Origin of the sequence: Litoreibacter sp., from assembly GCF_039974535.1 — a bacterium.
In the GTDB taxonomy this organism is placed as follows: Bacteria; Pseudomonadota; Alphaproteobacteria; order Rhodobacterales; family Rhodobacteraceae; genus Litoreibacter.
The window spans coordinates 1-17256 of record NZ_JBDWIU010000009.1 but is presented as its reverse complement, the minus strand read 5'-3'; the positions used below and the strand labels follow the sequence as shown (position 1 = coordinate 17256).

14 protein-coding genes, 1 tRNA gene and 1 pseudogene are annotated in these 17256 nt (G+C 54.6%); 1 reads left to right on the top strand and 15 read right to left on the bottom strand.

Translation table 11 applies throughout. The annotated features are described in order from the left end of the window. The 10 genes from rpoC to secE all read right to left on the bottom strand — a co-directional run. The coding region (rpoC, locus tag ABJN86_RS07525; RefSeq protein WP_348432207.1) for a DNA-directed RNA polymerase subunit beta' at positions 1–3524 on the bottom strand (3524 nt) is incomplete at its 3' end. A 51-nt stretch (positions 3525–3575) separates the two neighbouring features. Then, positions 3576–7712, bottom strand: a complete 4137-nt coding sequence (gene rpoB, locus ABJN86_RS07520; RefSeq protein WP_348362964.1) for a DNA-directed RNA polymerase subunit beta — start codon at positions 7710–7712, stop codon at positions 3576–3578. Positions 7713–7950: 238 nt separating this feature from the next. Further along, on the bottom strand, positions 7951–8328 hold the full coding sequence (gene rplL / locus ABJN86_RS07515) for a 50S ribosomal protein L7/L12 (protein ID WP_348362963.1): 378 nt from the start codon (positions 8326–8328) through the stop codon (positions 7951–7953). A 72-nt stretch (positions 8329–8400) separates the two neighbouring features. Then, positions 8401–8916, bottom strand: a complete 516-nt coding sequence (rplJ, locus tag ABJN86_RS07510) for a 50S ribosomal protein L10 (protein WP_348362962.1) — start codon at positions 8914–8916, stop codon at positions 8401–8403. A gap of 401 nt (positions 8917–9317) precedes the next feature. Continuing rightward, entirely contained in the window at positions 9318–10211 is an 894-nt protein-coding gene (locus tag ABJN86_RS07505) for a LicD family protein (protein WP_348362961.1), read from the bottom strand. Positions 10212–10415: 204 nt separating this feature from the next. Next, positions 10416–11114, bottom strand: a complete 699-nt coding sequence (gene rplA, locus ABJN86_RS07500) for a 50S ribosomal protein L1 (protein WP_348362959.1) — start codon at positions 11112–11114, stop codon at positions 10416–10418. Next, positions 11114–11539 carry a 50S ribosomal protein L11 gene (gene rplK, locus ABJN86_RS07495; RefSeq protein WP_348362958.1) on the bottom strand — a complete coding sequence of 142 codons (426 nt, stop codon included), beginning with the start codon at positions 11537–11539 and terminating at the stop codon, positions 11114–11116. Before rplK ends, rplA begins: the two co-directional genes overlap by 1 nt. A 104-nt stretch (positions 11540–11643) precedes the next feature. After that, on the bottom strand, positions 11644–12177 hold the full coding sequence (nusG, locus tag ABJN86_RS07490) for a transcription termination/antitermination protein NusG (protein ID WP_348362957.1): 534 nt from the start codon (positions 12175–12177) through the stop codon (positions 11644–11646). A 219-nt stretch (positions 12178–12396) separates the two neighbouring features. Further along, positions 12397–13557 carry a PLP-dependent transferase gene (locus ABJN86_RS07485; RefSeq protein ID WP_348362955.1) on the bottom strand — a complete coding sequence of 387 codons (1161 nt, stop codon included), beginning with the start codon at positions 13555–13557 and terminating at the stop codon, positions 12397–12399. Between the two features lie 110 nt (positions 13558–13667). After that, a complete protein-coding gene (gene secE, locus ABJN86_RS07480; protein ID WP_348362954.1) occupies positions 13668–13862 on the bottom strand; it encodes a preprotein translocase subunit SecE in 195 nt (64 codons plus the stop codon). Between the two features lie 154 nt (positions 13863–14016). Between secE and ABJN86_RS07475 the strand changes: the two genes are divergently transcribed. Then, a complete protein-coding gene (locus tag ABJN86_RS07475; RefSeq protein ID WP_348362953.1) occupies positions 14017–14550 on the top strand; it encodes a type III secretion system chaperone in 534 nt (177 codons plus the stop codon). Here ABJN86_RS07475 and ABJN86_RS07470 read toward each other — a convergent pair. The 5 genes and pseudogenes from ABJN86_RS07470 to tuf form a co-directional block, all read right to left on the bottom strand. Then, the gene (locus ABJN86_RS07470) at positions 14547–15332 is read right to left on the bottom strand and encodes an alpha/beta hydrolase (protein WP_348362952.1); all 786 of its coding nucleotides are present in this window, start codon (positions 15330–15332) and stop codon (positions 14547–14549) included. The genes ABJN86_RS07475 and ABJN86_RS07470 overlap by 4 nt on opposite strands. Positions 15333–15365: 33 nt before the next feature. Then, positions 15366–15441 (bottom strand) — tRNA-Trp (locus ABJN86_RS07465). Positions 15442–15563: 122 nt separating this feature from the next. Next, a complete protein-coding gene (locus ABJN86_RS07460) occupies positions 15564–15725 on the bottom strand; it encodes a hypothetical protein (RefSeq protein ID WP_348362951.1) in 162 nt (53 codons plus the stop codon). Between the two features lie 474 nt (positions 15726–16199). Continuing rightward, the gene (locus ABJN86_RS07455; protein WP_348362949.1) at positions 16200–16724 is read right to left on the bottom strand and encodes a hypothetical protein; all 525 of its coding nucleotides are present in this window, start codon (positions 16722–16724) and stop codon (positions 16200–16202) included. 252 nt (positions 16725–16976) lie between these two features. Continuing rightward, a pseudogene (gene tuf, locus ABJN86_RS07450) lies at positions 16977–17256 on the bottom strand (elongation factor Tu); the annotation flags it as partial.

The following is a 17256-nucleotide window of genomic DNA, read 5'->3' as shown; positions in this document are numbered from 1 at the left end:
TCAGAGGACTCAATCGCGATACGGCGCTTGTTTTTGTAGTCCTTGCCGAAGCGAACGTAGCCGTCGATTTCCGCAATGATAGCGTGGTCTTTAGGGCGACGTGCCTCAAAGAGTTCGGCCACACGTGGCAGACCACCGGTAATGTCCTTGGTTTTGGCACCCTCACGAGGGATACGCGCAACCACGTCACCAGCTTTGATGTCTTGACCGTCTTCGATGGACAGGATGGCATCCACAGACATCGGGTAAGTGGCAGGGTTGCCATTTTCCAGACGTACAGGTTCGCCATCAGGGCCTTCGATCAGCACTTCAGGTTTCAACTCGTTGCCCTTAGGAGCAGCGCGCCAGTCAACCACGATCTTCTGCGTCATGCCTGTCGCGTCATCGGTCTCATCCTTAACGGCGATGCCGGAGATGAGGTCGACAAAACGGGCCTTACCGTCTTTTTCAGCGATGATTGGCAGTGTGTACGGATCCCATTCAAACAGCTTATCGCCGCGGGCCACTTTGGCCTTATCTTTGATGTGCAGTTTGGAGCCGTAGCTGATCTTGTGACGCGCACGCTCGGTGCCGTTGGCATCGGTGATTGTGAGCTGCATGTTGCGACCCATAACCACTTTTTCGCCAGCGGCGTTCTCAAGGATGGACGCATTCTCGAACGCGACCTTACCCTCTTGCGAGGCCTCAAGGAACGACTGTTGGCCACCCTGCGCAACACCACCAATGTGGAACGTACGCATTGTCAGCTGAGTACCAGGCTCACCGATTGACTGCGCGGCGATAATGCCGACAGCTTCACCAGTGTTCACCAGCGTACCACGGGCCAAGTCACGGCCGTAGCACATGGCGCAAACGCCTTCTTCAGCTTCACAGGTCAGAGGCGAACGCATACGTGCAGTTGGAATATCCGCAGCATCGATTGCGTCGGCTTTACGCTCGTCGATCAACTCGCCACGGGCGACGATGATCTCGTCAGTGCCCGGCATCAAGATGTCCTCGGCAGCCGTACGACCCAGAAGGCGCTCACCAATAGAGGCCACAACCTCACCGTCGTTCACCGCCGAAGAGGCGTTGATGAAGTTTTCAGTGCCACAGTCGTGCATGCGAACGATGCAGTCTTGCGCCACGTCAACCAGACGGCGTGTCAGGTAACCGGAGTTCGCAGTCTTCAAAGCCGTATCCGACAGACCCTTACGGGCACCGTGGGTGGAGTTGAAGTACTCAAGAACGCTCAGGCCTTCTTTAAAGTTCGAGATGATCGGCGTCTCAATGATCTCACCGTTTGGCTTGGCCATCAGACCACGCATACCGCCCAGCTGCTTCATTTGCGTAACCGAGCCACGCGCACCGGAGTGGGCCATCATGTAAACCGAGTTCGGTTCATTTTCAGCGCCCGCATCGTCGCGGCCAGAGTCGGAAATGTTCGCCATCATAGCGTCGGTGACTTGGTCGTTACACTTCGACCAAGCATCAATCACTTTGTTGTACTTCTCGCCCTGAGTAATCAGGCCGTCCATGTACTGCTGCTCAAACTCTTTAACCTGACCGCGTGTGCCGTCAACGATTGGCCATTTGGTGTCTGGGATCAGCATGTCGTCCTTACCGAACGAGATACCGGCCTTAAACGCCTCGCGGAAACCCATGGTCATGATCTGGTCACAGAAGATTACGGACTCTTTCTGACCACAGTAGCGGTAGACGGTGTCAATAACCTGCTGAACTTCCTTCTTACGCAGAAGGCGGTTCGCCAAGGAGAACGGTGCTTTCGCATTCAACGGCAGCAACGCGCCCAAGCGGATACGGCCCGGCGTGGTCTCAAAGCGCGTCAGCACCTCGTTACCTTCGTCGTCGATCTGCGGCAGGCGGGCTTGGATCTTGGCGTGCAGGTGCACTTCGCCGGAATCCAAGGCGTGTTGAACTTCTTCCACGTTGGAGAAGATCTTGCCTTCGCCAACCATGCCTTCACGCTCCATGGTGATGTAGTAGAGACCAAGGATCATGTCCTGCGATGGAACGATGATGGGTGCACCGTTTGCAGGAGATAGAACGTTGTTGGTCGACATCATCAGGACACGCGCTTCAAGCTGGGCTTCCAGCGAAAGCGGTACGTGCACAGCCATTTGGTCACCGTCGAAGTCGGCGTTAAAGGCCGAACAGACCAGCGGGTGAAGCTGGATAGCTTTACCTTCGATCAGAACCGGCTCAAACGCTTGGATGCCCAAACGGTGCAAAGTCGGCGCACGGTTCAGCATCACTGGGTGTTCGCGGATAACTTCGTCGAGGATGTCCCAAACTTCTGGACGCTCTTTCTCAACCAGCTTCTTCGCCTGCTTCACGGTGGAGGACAGACCTTTGGCCTCCAGACGCGAGTAGATGAACGGCTTGAACAGCTCCAGCGCCATCTTCTTGGGAAGACCACATTGATGCAGTTTCAGCTCTGGGCCGGTCACAATGACGGAACGGCCAGAGAAGTCGACGCGCTTACCCAAAAGGTTCTGACGGAAGCGACCTTGCTTACCTTTCAGCATGTCGGACAAGGACTTCAGCGGACGCTTGTTGGCGCCAGTAATAGTCCGGCCACGACGGCCGTTGTCGAACAATGCGTCCACAGACTCTTGAAGCATACGCTTCTCGTTGCGCACGATGATGTCCGGTGCGCGAAGCTCAATCAGGCGCTTCAGGCGGTTGTTCCGGTTGATCACGCGGCGGTACAGGTCGTTCAGGTCGGAAGTCGCAAAGCGGCCACCATCCAGTGGAACCAGCGGGCGCAGCTCTGGCGGGATCACAGGAACCACGGTCAGAACCATCCACTCTGGACGGTTGCCGGACTCGAGGAAGTTCTCAACCAGTTTCAAACGTTTGATGATCTTCTTGGGCTTCAGCTCGCCTGTGGCCTCTTTGAGGTCCTCACGCAGTTGGTCAGCTTCCGCTTCCAGATCAATCGCAGCCAGCATTTCGCGGATCGCTTCAGCACCGATGTTGGCGGTGAAAGCGTCCATGCCGTAGGCGTCTTGCGCATCGAGGAATTCTTCCTCGTTCATCAATTGGCCGTAAGTCAGGTCGGTCAAACCAGGCTCGATAACAACGTAGTTCTCGAAGTAGAGAATGCGTTCCAGATCGCGCAAAGTCATATCCAGCATCAGGCCGATCCGGGATGGAAGCGACTTGAGGAACCAGATGTGTGCCACTGGGGCTGCCAGCTCGATGTGGCCCATACGCTCACGACGTACTTTTTGAAGCGTAACTTCAACACCACATTTCTCGCAGACAACGCCGCGATACTTCATGCGTTTATATTTGCCACACAGGCATTCGTAGTCTTTGACTGGGCCAAAGATGCGTGCGCAGAACAGGCCGTCCCGCTCAGGCTTGAACGTACGGTAGTTGATGGTTTCCGGCTTTTTGATCTCGCCGTAGGACCAGCTCAAGATCCGCTCGGGGGAGGCCAAGGAAACTTTGATCTCGTCAAAGCTCTTTGGCGGAGCGATCGGGTTGAACGGGTTGTTTGTCAGTTCCTGGTTCATTTTGCGTCCTTACAAATTAGGGGATGGGGTGAGTGGGGGTGCTAAGCGCCCCTACTCCTCCTCCGCATCCAGGAGTTCCATGTTGAGGCCGAGACCTCGGACTTCTTTCACGAGAACGTTGAACGATTCCGGAATACCGGCCTCGAAGTTGTCCTCGCCTTTGACGATCGACTCGTAGACTTTCGTCCGGCCTGCCACGTCATCCGATTTCACCGTCAGCATTTCTTGCAAGGTGTAAGCGGCGCCGTAAGCTTCCAGAGCCCAAACTTCCATCTCACCGAAGCGCTGGCCACCGAACTGAGCTTTACCACCCAGAGGTTGCTGCGTGACGAGCGAGTATGGCCCGGTTGAACGCGCGTGGATTTTGTCGTCCACAAGGTGGTGCAGTTTCAGCAGGTACTTGATACCGACTGTGACCTTACGGGCGAATTGCTCACCTGTGCGGCCATCAAACAGCACCGACTGACCAGAAGTGTCGAACCCAGCACGAGACAGTGCATCGTTGATGTCGCTCTCTTTGGCACCATCAAATACCGGCGTCGCGATTGGAACACCACGGCGCACGGCTTCGGCGGACTCAAGCATGTCGGTTTCGATCATACCGTCGAAGGCTTCGCTGTAGGTTTCAGGGCCGTAAGCGTTCTGCAAAGCATCGCGCACAGGCTGGCTGTCACCAGTACGTTTGAAGTCATCCAAAGCGTCGTCGATCTGCAAGCCCAGACCGCGAGCGGCCCAACCCATGTGGGTCTCTAGGATTTGCCCAACGTTCATACGCGACGGCACGCCCAGTGGGTTCAAACAGAAATCAACCGGAGTACCATCCTCAAGGAACGGCATGTCCTCCATTGGAACAACCTTGGAGATAACACCTTTGTTGCCGTGACGGCCGGCCATTTTATCGCCCGGTTGCAGCTTACGCTTCACCGCTACGAAGACTTTGACCATCTTCATCACGCCTGGTGGCAAGTCGTCCCCACGGCGAACCTTCTCGACCTTGTCTTCAAAGCGAGCCTGAAGGGCCTCTTTTTGGGTCTCGTACTGACCGTTCAACGCTTCAACTGCTGCGGCTTCGGTTTCTTCAGCCAAAGCAAGCTGCCACCATTGGCCACGAGACAATGTTTCCAGCAATTCAGGTGTGATTTCCGAGTTCGGCTTAACGCCTTTCGGACCTTTCACAGCTTTCTTGCCAAGCAACATGGCTTGCAAACGCGCGTAGATGTTGCGGTCTAGGATGCCCATCTCGTCGTCACGGTCACGTGCCAGACGCTCAACTTCCTCACGCTCGATTTGCAGCGAGCGCTCGTCTTTCTCAACGCCGTGACGGTTAAAGAGGCGAACCTCAACAACTGTCCCGAAGTCACCTGGTTTAACGCGCAGCGATGTATCGCGAACGTCGGAGGCTTTCTCACCAAAGATGGCGCGCAGAAGCTTTTCTTCCGGCGTCATCGGGCTTTCGCCCTTCGGTGTGATCTTACCAACCAGAATGTCGCCCGGCTCCACGTCGGCGCCGATGTACACGATGCCAGCCTCGTCGAGGTTGCGCAGCGCTTCTTCACCGACGTTCGGGATGTCGCGAGTAATTTCTTCTGGTCCAAGCTTCGTGTCACGGGCGGCGACTTCGAATTCCTCGATGTGGATCGAGGTGAAGACGTCGTCACGCGCGATGCGCTCGGAAATCAGGATGGAGTCCTCATAGTTGTAGCCGTTCCAAGGCATAAACGCGACGAGCACGTTTTTACCAAGGGCCAACTCACCCATGTCAGTGGATGGACCATCAGCAATAACCTGACCAGCAGACACCACGTTGCCCACTTTCACCAGCGGACGCTGGTTAATGCAGGTGTTTTGGTTGGAACGCTGGAACTTACGCAGACGGTAGATGTCCACGCCAGGATCGCCCGGAGCCAAATCATCAGTTACGCGCACAACGATACGTGTCGCGTCAACTTGGTCGATGATACCGCCACGGTGCGCCTGAATGGCAGCGCCAGAGTCGGTGGCAACCACGCTCTCAATACCAGTGCCCACGTATGGCGCATCAGCTTGCAGCAATGGAACAGCCTGACGTTGCATGTTCGAGCCCATCAAGGCCCGGTTCGCATCGTCATTCTCAAGGAACGGGATCAAGGAGGCCGCAACCGAGACCAACTGCTTCGGGCTAACGTCGATCAGGTCAACGTTGGCGTTGCTTTGCAGCATGTACTCGCCGGACTGGCGGGTCGAGACCAAGTCGTTCACGAACTTCATGTTCTCATCGAGGTTGGCGTTCGCCTGCGCCACTGTGTGGCGCATTTCCTCAGTCGCGGACATGTATTGAACATCGTCCGTCACAACACCGTCCACAACCTTGCGGTAAGGTGTCTCGATGAAGCCGTATTTGTTCACGCGGGCAAAAGTAGCCAGCGAGTTGATCAGACCAATATTCGGACCCTCGGGTGTCTCAATCGGGCACATACGGCCGTAGTGAGTTGGGTGAACGTCACGAACCTCAAAGCCAGCACGTTCACGGGTCAGACCACCTGGTCCAAGCGCGGACAAGCGACGCTTGTGCGTAACTTCGGACAGCGGGTTGGTTTGGTCCATGAATTGCGACAGCTGCGAGGAGCCGAAGAATTCGCGAACCGCAGCAGCGGCTGGTTTCGCGTTGATCAAGTCTTGCGGCATCACTGTGTCGATTTCGACAGAGGACATACGCTCTTTGATCGCGCGCTCCATGCGCAGCAGGCCCACACGGTATTGGTTTTCCATCAGCTCGCCAACGGAACGCACACGACGGTTGCCAAGGTGGTCAATGTCGTCGATGTCGCCGCGGCCATCGCGCAGGTCAACCAGCGCTTTGATGCAAGATACGATGTCTTCCTTGCGCAGCGTACGCACGGTGTCTTCCGCATCCAGATCAAGACGCATGTTCATCTTAACACGGCCAACAGCGGACAGGTCATAACGCTCGCTATCGAAGAACAGCGTGTCGAACAGGGCCGACGCGGATTCAACGGTGGGTGGCTCGCCCGGGCGCATAACGCGGTAGATGTCCATCAGCGCAGTTTCGCGGCTGAAGTTCTTATCCACGGCAACAGTGTTGCGGATGTATGGGCCGACGTTGACGTGGTCGATGTCCAGCGTTGGGATCGTGGTTACACCGTTGTCGACCAAAGTTTTCAGAGTGCCGCCTACGACCTCTTCGCCTTTTTTGTCCAGCTCCCAAGTCAGCTCGTCACCAGCTTCAACCCAGATCTCGCCGGTTTCTTCGTTGATGATGTCGCAAGCAGCGAAACGCCCAATGATGCCCTCAAACGGCAACAGAACATTTTCGACATTACCTTCTTCGATCAGCTTCTTAACTGCACGAGGGGTAATTTTCTTGCCAGCTTCAGCGATGACTTCGCCAGTCTTCGCGTCAACGATATCCGCAGTAGGCTTCGTGCCTTTGATCCGCTCAGGGAAGAACTTGGTGGACCAGCCGCCCTTCTTCTCTTGCTTGAAGTCTACGGTGTCGTAGTAGGCATTCATGATGCCTTCTTGGTCCAGACCCAGTGCGTAAAGCAGGGTGGACACAGGCAACTTACGGCGACGGTCAATACGCGCAAAGACTACGTCTTTTGCGTCGAATTCGAAGTCCAACCAAGAACCACGGTAAGGAATGATGCGGCATGCGAACAAAAGCTTACCCGAGGAGTGGGTTTTGCCTTTGTCGTGGTCGAAGAACACGCCCGGCGAGCGGTGCATCTGGGAAACGATAACACGCTCGGTACCGTTCACAACGAACGTACCATTGGGGGTCATCAAAGGCATGTCGCCCATGAAGACGTCTTGTTCTTTGATGTCTTTAACCGATTTCGCGCCTGTATCTTCGTCGATATCAAACACGATAAGACGGAGGGTCACTTTCAGCGGGGCGCTGTAAGTCATGTCGCGCTGCTGACATTCCTCGACGTCGTACTTCGGTTTTTCCAGTTCGTATTTTACGAACTCAAGAATTGCTGTCTCATTGAAGTCTTTAATCGGGAAAACCGACTGGAAGACGCCTTTGATACCTTCGCCGTCCATAGGAGCCAGCTGATCGCCGGACTTCAGGAAAAGGTCGTATGAAGATTTCTGCACTTCAATAAGGTTTGGCATAGCCAAAACTTCATTAATTTTGCCGAAATATTTGCGGATTCGTTTTTGACCAACGTATGTTTGAGCCATGCTCGTCAAAGCCTTTCAATTTCCTCGGATATGTCACCCCGGGGTCGGGTGGCATACCACTTGGATCAAGGAGATGTGGTTCAATACTTGCGCGCCTTCCCACGGGCGTGCTCCCGAACCTGATACCGCTCCTTAGAGAAGGCTTTAATTCAAAGCCCTCTCTGAGACGCGGAAAGCCGGACCCAGAATTACTCCGGATCCAGCCATTTTTTGACTACGCAGCGATGCTGCGCGACAATTACTTAACTTCGACTTCTGCGCCAGCTGCTTCCAGCTTGCCTTTGATGTCTTCTGCTTCAGCTTTGTCGACGCCTTCTTTGACAGCTTTGCCGCCAGCTTCGACCAAGTCTTTAGCTTCTTTCAGGCCAAGACCTGTGATGCCGCGAACTTCTTTGATGACGTTGATTTTTGCTGCACCAGCAGAAACTAGGATCACGTCAAATTCAGTTTGTTCTTCAGCAGATGCACCGCCAGCGTCGCCGCCGCCTGCAACCATTACTGCGCCGCCAGCTGCGGGCTCGATGCCATACTCGTCTTTGAGGATGGTTTTTAGTTCTTGTGCTTCGAGAAGTGTCAGTGCGACAATTTCTTCAGCCAGTTTTTTCAGATCAGCCATTATACTGTTTCCGTTCTATTAAGTTGTGTTCCAACGCGTAGGCATTTGCCCCACGAAAGTATCGTGTCGAGGTTAAGCTGCTGCTTTGTCCTCGATGGTGCTGAGAATGCTTGCGACGTTCGAAGCAGGTGCGCCAATCGCGCCGGCAATGTTCGAAGCTGGGGCGCCAATGCAACCCGCGATGGAAGCAATAAGCTCCTCACGGCTTGGCATAGCGGCCACGGCTTTAACACCAGCGACATCCAACGCGTCTTCGCCCATAGCACCCCCAAGGATAACGAGCTTTTCGTTGTCCTTGGCATAGTCGTTCACCACTTTCGCGGCGGCAACTGGGTCCTCTGAATAGGCGAGAACGGTCATTCCCTCGAGGTATTCAGCAATGCTTGCGCATGGCTGGCCCTCAAGAGCGATTTTGGCGAGCCTGTTCTTGGCGACGCGCACAGACCCACCAGCTTCGCGCATACGCGCACGCAGGTCTTGCATCTCGGCAACCGTGATACCCTCGTAGTGGCTAACCACTACAACGCCAGAGCTTTCAAAGATTTGGCCGAGTTCTTCGACCAGTTTCTCTTTTTGTGCTCTATCCACAGTTTCACTCCAATTGTGGGGATTGCTCCCCGGCTCAGTCTACCGGATCACTCCGGCGGTTGGGTCCATCGTGCACGGGACGCCCGAACCGCCTGGAGTTCTCACCCACAGTCAATCTGGTCTGATCCCGTCTCAGGCAGGAATTAAAGGAGTTTAAGGCTCCAACCCACCATCTCGGACGAATCGAAGAGGTCGCCCAACACGTCAGACGACCTCTTCGAGTGGCTCATTAGGTTATTTTTGGTGGGAAGTGAAGTGCGAACTTGAGAAGCCCCGATACTTAGGCGCGCAGCTTCAGAACATTAGCGCGAATTTCAATTGCCGAAACATCATCCGTCCGCGTTAAAGCTTCGATCTGGCACAGGTTTTCAAAGGCACCCTATGTCAGAACAGACGCTCCATCATTCGCCGTTGTTCAGTTCATCCAGAAGCACTTTGAATTTTTTCTTCTGGGTCACCCAAGGGAAGGAAAACCGCGAGTTCGGAGTTTCCCAGTCGGCGCCATAGTTTTCCTTCAGCAACACTTCCGGACGGGCTGGCAACGGCAGCCCGCTGATCGGGCAGGCTTTCAACGGCCAAATATCAGAAAACTTCAGCTGTTTGCGCGAATAGGGAAAGATGTTGTAGCGGGCGTGCGCGCCGTAGGCTGGGAACAGATCGACTTCAAACCCCTCAATATTTGGGAGCTTGATGATCGCATTTTTACTTTCAATCATTCTGCAATCCAGTCCCTCTGCAAGAAGGCATCCCAAGAGAATTTTGAATTCCTCGGCCGCATCTGCATCGCGACGCGCCGACAAGATAACCGCCAAATCCACATCGTCATCGTATGGAATTAGCTTTTCATCACGCACCAATCCCAAAAGCGTACCAGAGTTCGCAAAGGCGTCGTAACCCAACTCCTTCAGCACCGCGATAACCTTGTGGATACCCTCATAGATGGCATCGGCATCGGCGTTGGAAAGTTGCTTGTCCATAAATCCATGGGCACCAAAGGAAACCCCGTTCAAATGCTCACCAAGCAAATCCTCAAAGCTTTCGTAGAGCTCCAGCGCGCCGGCTTTTCTCCGTGCTTCTCGCAAATGCGACATGTGCTTGTTGGCAGCCGCGGCACGACAGCGGCCAACCACCGCATTCGCAACGAAGGCTTCACGAAATTCGACTAGGTTACGCAATTCGTCGGGCATGTCATCCATTGCACGCAGCCGCTTCCGAGGCTGCAGATCAGGATTCTCTCCGCATAACGCCTTTATTGCGTCTGCCCGATACTCACTCAATATTTCGTACTTACCCACGCCTAGAATCTCCGTTCTGGTACCAATACAAACACTTCAATCAAGGTATTGCGACTCAATTGAGACGGAATTTGAATAATTTTTGGATAACATTTTGCCGAAATGTAGCCCCCAAAAGAACAAAGGCACCCCGAAAAGGGTGCCTTTTATACTTCATACATGCACCTAAAAGGGCCCTGTTCTGGACCCTCTCATCGCAGTATTTTAGTTGCCAGTCGCGTTTTCAACCGAGATGGTTACGCCTGGGCCCATTGTCGAAGACACAACGATCTTCTTCATGTAGCCACCTTTGGCGCCAGACGGGCGGGCTTTAGCAACAGCGTCGATGAACGTGCGAACGTTCTCAACCAGCTTCTCTTCGGAGAAGGATGCTTTGCCGATACCAGCATGGACAACACCAGCTTTTTCAACTTTGAACTGAACTTCGCCGCCCTTAGCAGCTTCAACAGCAGCTTTGACGTCCATAGTAACAGTGCCAACTTTAGGGTTTGGCATCAGGTTACGTGGGCCCAGAACTTTACCCAGACGACCAACGATAGGCATCATGTCAGGTGTCGCAATGCAGCGATCGAAGTCGATCTTGCCGGATTGCACGATTTCCATCAGGTCCTCGGCACCAATGATGTCTGCGCCAGCCGCTTTGGCTTCTTCAGCTTTCGCATCGCGTGCAAAGACAGCAACGCGCATGGTTTTGCCTGTGCCGTTTGGCAAAGCAACCACACCGCGAACCATTTGGTCAGCGTGACGTGGGTCAACGCCCAAGTTCATTGCGATTTCAAAAGTTTCATCGAACTTAGCTTTGGCGTTGTTCTTAACCAGAGCAACAGCTTCTTCGACAGTGACGTTGCGCTTGCCAGCGAATTGCTCACGAGCGGCGGTAGTGCGTTTTCCGAGTTTAGCCATTACTTCACCTCGATGCCCATAGAGCGGGCGGAGCCCAGAATGATCTGCATTGCCGCGTCGATATCGTTCGCGTTCAGATCTTTCATTTTCGCTTCAGCGATCTCACGGACTTGCTTGCTTGTCACGTGGCCAACAACTTCACGCGAAGGTGTTTTTGCGCCGGACTTCAGCTTGGCAGCTTTCTTCAGGAAGTAGGACGCTGGTGGCGTCTTGATGTCCATCGAGAAAGATTTGTCTTGGTAGTAAGTGATCACGGTTGGGCAAGGCGCACCTGGCTCCAGTTCCTGTGTCTTGGCGTTGAACGCCTTACAGAATTCCATGATGTTAATACCGCGTTGACCCAATGCTGGGCCTACGGGTGGGGATGGGTTGGCTTGACCTGCAGGAACCTGCAGTTTCATCGTGCCAGCGATCTTCTTGGCCATGGGCCTTCTCCTTTTTCAACACTCTCAGGTCGCGACCTTCGAGCTACGAGTTGCCGTGGTCAGGGTTGCGACACGCGTGCCGCTCACCTCCCACGATATGCACATCAGGACGTTTTAGCGACCTGTGTGAATTCCAATTCGACCGGCGTTGCGCGGCCAAAGATAGAGACCGTCACCTTCAGGCGCTGGTTCTCGTCGTCTACTTCTTCGACCTGACCTGCGAAGCCCTCGAACGGGCCGTCGGTCACGCTTACGTTCTCGCCCACGTCGAACACGATGGTCGAGCGTGGCGCTTCCGCACCCTCTTCGACGCGGCCCAAGATGGCCTGAACTTCAGCGTCGCGCATCGGGCTAGGCTTGCCTTGCGGGCCCAAAAAGCCAGTTACGCGGTTGATCGAGCTGATCAGGTGGTAGCCGCGGTCCGACATGTCCATGCGCACCAGCACGTAGCCTGGCATGAAGCGGCGCTCAGCGGTCACTTTCTTGTTGCGGCGGATCTCGATGACTTCCTCGGTCGGAACCAGAACTTCATCAATCTCGTCCTGCAGGCCATTTTCTTCGGCGGCCGCGCGAATTTGCTCCGCGATCCGCTTCTCGAAGTTGGATAGCACTGATACCGAATACCAACGTTTTGCCATCTTGCCTGCGCCTCTATCTATTCCGGCAGTGCCGGTAAGTTCCAATACTATCAACGAGTTGCACCAAATACCAAGGTGACTCTCGCCGAAACGAAAACAGCGCGCATCTCGAATCGATACGCGCTATGGGTTCGTGTTGAGCGCTGCATTACGCCGCCACGGCCTAAGATTCAAGGGGTTGCGAGGCGATTTAACGCCCGACGATCATTCTTACACACCCTAGCTGTTGGCGCGCGACAAGGCCTGCTCTAGGTCATAAATCAGATCATTCACATCCTCGATCCCAATAGACAGGCGCAACAAGCGCGGGTGCACAGGGAACCCCTCCCCTGAGACTGTTTTGCGGTGCTCAATCAGGCTTTCCACCCCCCCAAGCGAGGTTGCGGGATAGAACACCTCGCAAAAGCGGGTCACGTCAATGGCGGTCTGCTCTTCACCCTTCACGATAATTGACACCATGCCGCCAAACTGCCCGCCGGTTTGCTTCTTGGCGACGGCATGCCCCGGATCGGAGGGCAGCCCGGGGTATAGAACCTTCTCAACATGAGCGTGGCCCTCGAAGTGCTTCGCCAGCGCCATGGCATTCTGGCAAGACCGCTCCACCCGCAAAAACAACGTCCGCATGCCACGGATGAGCAACCACGCGTCGAACGAGTGCAGAACCGTACCCTGCAACTTGCGCACCATGTAGATGTCTTCCCAGAACTGCCCAGTTTCGCGCACGGACAGCACGCCTGCGGTAACATCTGAATGCCCGTTCAAATACTTGGTGGCAGAGTGAAACGATATATCCGCCCCAAAGTCCAAGGCCCGTGTCAGGTTCGGCGGCGTGCCCGTGCAGTCAGTCAGCAGCTTGGCCCCTGCCCCATGCGCAATCTCGGCGGCGGCGGCAATGTCGGTGACTTCCCAGTCGGGATTGTTCGGCGTCTCAACCCAGACAAGCTGCGTCTCGCCATTGCGAACAGCGCCGGCTAGCTCCTCGAGGTTGCCAGCGGTGTAATAACTCACCGTGATACGCCCATTGGCGACGTAATTCTGAATTTGCGCAAGAACCCCATGATACATCACTTTGGGGGCAACGATATGCGCGCCCGTAGGCAAATGCTCAATCACCGCTGTGCAGGCCGACATGCCCGAGGCAAACAGCAGCGATTCCGTGGCGCCCTCTAACTCGGCGATAACCGCTTCAGCCTGCGCGGTAGTCTGGCTGCCGTCGCGGCGGTACCAATAGGGTTTGCGTACCTCGTAGTTCTCGTCGCGCGCATAAGTCGCCGCAGGTTGGATGGACGGAATGACCGCGCCAGTCTCCCCCTCCACAAAATGCAGGGCTTGCGTGACGCGGGTTACCAATGACGGTGTGCGGTTGCTCTTGTCGGTCATGATGATCCTGCCTCTGCTCGGGGAATTACCGCGCGATCTGACAAGAAAACACAAAGCTACGCCAGCGCTATTTCAGCGGCGATGAAGAACGAGGATACCTTAGAGGTGTTTTAGAACAGGTCGAAGATGCCATTCAAACCGGCGCGAATGCCAATGTCCACGAACGAGAAGAAGATCGCGGTGATGGTCGCCATGATGAACACCATAACCGTGGTCAAAAGAACTTCACGGCGTGTTGGCCAAACGATCTTGGAAACCTCGCCGCGGACCTGCTGGATAAACTGTGCTGGATTCGTGCGTGCCATGATCGGACCTTTGATTGCGTTCAATGGCTCAGTTACGTCCCCTTGCGCCAGTTTGCAAGAGGAAGACGCAAGGAATCCTGCGCTCACAAAAGGGTGCATTGGCGTTCGGGGCTTCTCTACCCTAGCATTGGGGGATGTCATGGAAGGCCATATTATGAAATCTCTCGCATTAGCACTCCCCTTGATCGCAGCACTGACGGCCCCTTTGGTCGCGCAGGAGGCTGAGACATCAGAGCCGCCAATGACGCTGTCGAGAATGGCTGAAATTTTCACCGTGCTGGATCCAAATGTCGAGAGCGCCGGCAACGCCTTCCGCCTGGTTATTACCGACATTCCCGTCGTCATTGTAACCGATGAGGGTGCTGATCGTATGCGCGCAATGATCCCAATCCGCAGTGCCGAGGGAATGGACCCCGAGGAGATGCTTCGCGTCATGCAGGCGAATTTTGACACGGCACTGGACGCCCGCTACGCCATCGCACAGGGGCAGCTATGGGCCACCTTTATCCATCCATTGTCGCCCCTTGAGAAAGATCAATTGATTTCAGGGCTAGGTCAGGTCGTCAACTTGGCGCGGACTTATGGCACTCTGTTCACTGGGGGCGCGATGCAATTTGGCGGCGGCGACAGCCAGCAGTTACACCGTGATCTGATCGACAAGCTGCTGGAAAAAGGTGAGGAGATTTAATGGTCTTCCCGCAGCCGCGCGAAGTGGTCGATGATCAATTGCATATAGGGCGTGCCATCGGCATGTGATCCGTCCAACATCTCGTCGATCTGCTGCGCATGCCCATTCACCTTCGTCTCAATCAAGGTCACTGGCGAACCGATTTGTTGCGCGCGCGCAGCGCCCAGTTGAGCGTTGCCAAGGCCGATAATCTCGTCTTGCGGGCTGTGGAACATCAAGCAAGGTGCGCCATTCCCTCCCAATCGCCATGGATGGATAATCGCGGAGCTCACCGCCACAACGGCATCAGGGCTCGAGACGCGGCGCACCCAAGGTCTAGGGGGGTAAGCCAGCGACAAGCCCGCGATACCACCCGCCGAGATGCCCAGCACCCCCAGTTTGCGCGACGAGATGCCAAGGCGCTCCCCTTCAACCCACAAATATTCAATGGCGTTCGATAGGTCTTCCATGGCTGCCACGAAGGCCGGTCCGCAAAGGTTCGGGGTTAGATTCAGTCCCACCTTCTGGGTACGCTCCACATGAGCGATGATATGCGCCTGATCCTCATCCGAGAAGGCATCTAGCTCTGTCCGCAATCTGTAGCTGATGGACGCCATAGCAAAGCCCGCATCGGTTAGGCTTTGTGCAAAATGCGCCACCTCTACATGCGAGCGGTGCCCACGGCGAAACCCGCCACCATGCATGTAAATCACGCAAGCGTCGGCTGTCAGGGCGTCAGGAAGGTAGAGGTCAAGCTCCAGCTTGTGGCGCGGGTCGTAGACGATGTCGGTGACACATTTCATGTTGGCCGACGTGACCTCACTCTAGAAAATTACTGGCAGGGGATGAGAGACTCGAACTCACGACCCTCGGTTTTGGAGACCGATGCTCTACCAACTGAGCTAATCCCCTGCACTTAGTGAAGAGGTGTTATTAAAGCATTGACGCCTTTGCAAGACATCATCTGCTTCTAATACGTAGAATTGAGTGTCTGCCTACCTGCAAGGGCGACAGGTAGGCAGAAAAGCCACGCATTACAGACGCGGCAGCCCTGACAGAACAGCAATCAAAGCGTCCGTCTGGGTATCAGATAGCGTTTCCACATCCGCGGGATTCGCTGCATCAGGGGTCAGCGCCAAAGCGGGGGCAGCCATTAGGCCAGCGGCGATGCCCAAAGCGAGAATTACATTTTTCATGGTATGTGCTCCTTTCAATGAACACTCCGCGCCTTTTTTTGGGGCGGGCGAACCAAAGTGGCCCTGCACCTCTCAATCTGGGGCAAACGGGACAGATTGGAAGACACGATGCCATCGCAAAGGCTCACGCCGATGTGCACGAGCGAAATAATCTGATTATCCAATTGTTTCTAAACATAATTAATCACCACCAGCGACGCGCACATGCTGTGTGCACAATGGCCTAGATCGTAACCTACACGTGAGGATAACTGGGCATCGCCAGACCACGGGGTGGCGATACAACACGGGTTCACACCACTTTATGGCAGCCGAGCACATTCCTCATCGAGATGATGAGGTGAGATCTCAATATCGCCAGCCCTGTCGGGCGGTCTGGAGATGCCCGGCGCGCTACACGCTTGATTCCGGGCTTTGGTGTTATTTCGGATCTCTTCTTCGAGCCCGAAGCAGTCATAGCTCAAAGAAGGTGTATCACCAAAATGGTGTCAATCTGGCCAACGACCATTGTAGCCATCCATCGTACTCAACGAAGTCTTCGATGTCTGCATGTACGTTGGCTCTGATCAGTTCTGCTCCGTGAAAAACCACAAACTCCATGCGATACAGACCAGATTCCAGATGCGACACAGACCGAAAACCGCTTAACGAACTGCGGGGGTGGATGTCAAATATGCCTATGCATCGACCAACCCGTTCCGCAACAAGGCGGGAACAATGGAGTTTTCGATCAGCCAAATAACTCTGAGCATTCACCAAGGGATTTTCTGAATTGTAGGGAGCTGAGACGTCTAAACGGAGATTGATTTGGCGATTTTGTCTTTCACAGACGGACGTAATTTCATTCTCGAAAACTTCAGTTTCGCATTTTTCAAAATGTCGTTCCCAAATATCCATCCAATCGGTTTCAGCTACCCTAGCCAGTCGACCAGTTTCTGCGAAAGCCAATGAACCAATACTTGAGAGTGCGAGTATTACGATGATGTTTTGCCAATTCATTAAGACTCTTTAAGACATCCCTTTGACAACGAGTCAAACACATTACGATGTAACTTACGTCCTAAAGGCGATGATTGGCGAACGGCAACAAAGTCCGCCAAGCGGAAGTTTAATTCTCCCGCTTCTTACCAACGCAAAAAGGCCGCCTCCCTTGGGAAGCGGCCTTTTTTATTAGTAACACCTGAGTGGGGTCTCATTGCTCTTGCGAGCAACTGCCACCCACGTGGTGCGCGGGCCTAGGCCCGCACCCCATTACTCAGTGATTTTGGATACAACGCCAGCGCCAACTGTGCGGCCGCCTTCGCGGATCGCGAAGCGGAGGCCTTGCTCCATCGCGATTGGTGCGATCAGCTCAACGTCGAACTTCAGGTTGTCGCCTGGCATAACCATTTCAGTGCCAGCTGGAAGCTGAACTGTGCCGGTGACGTCAGTTGTACGGAAGTAGAACTGTGGGCGGTAGTTCGCGAAGAACGGCGTGTGACGACCGCCTTCTTCTTTGGTGAGGATGTAGGCCTCAGCTTCGAACTTGGTG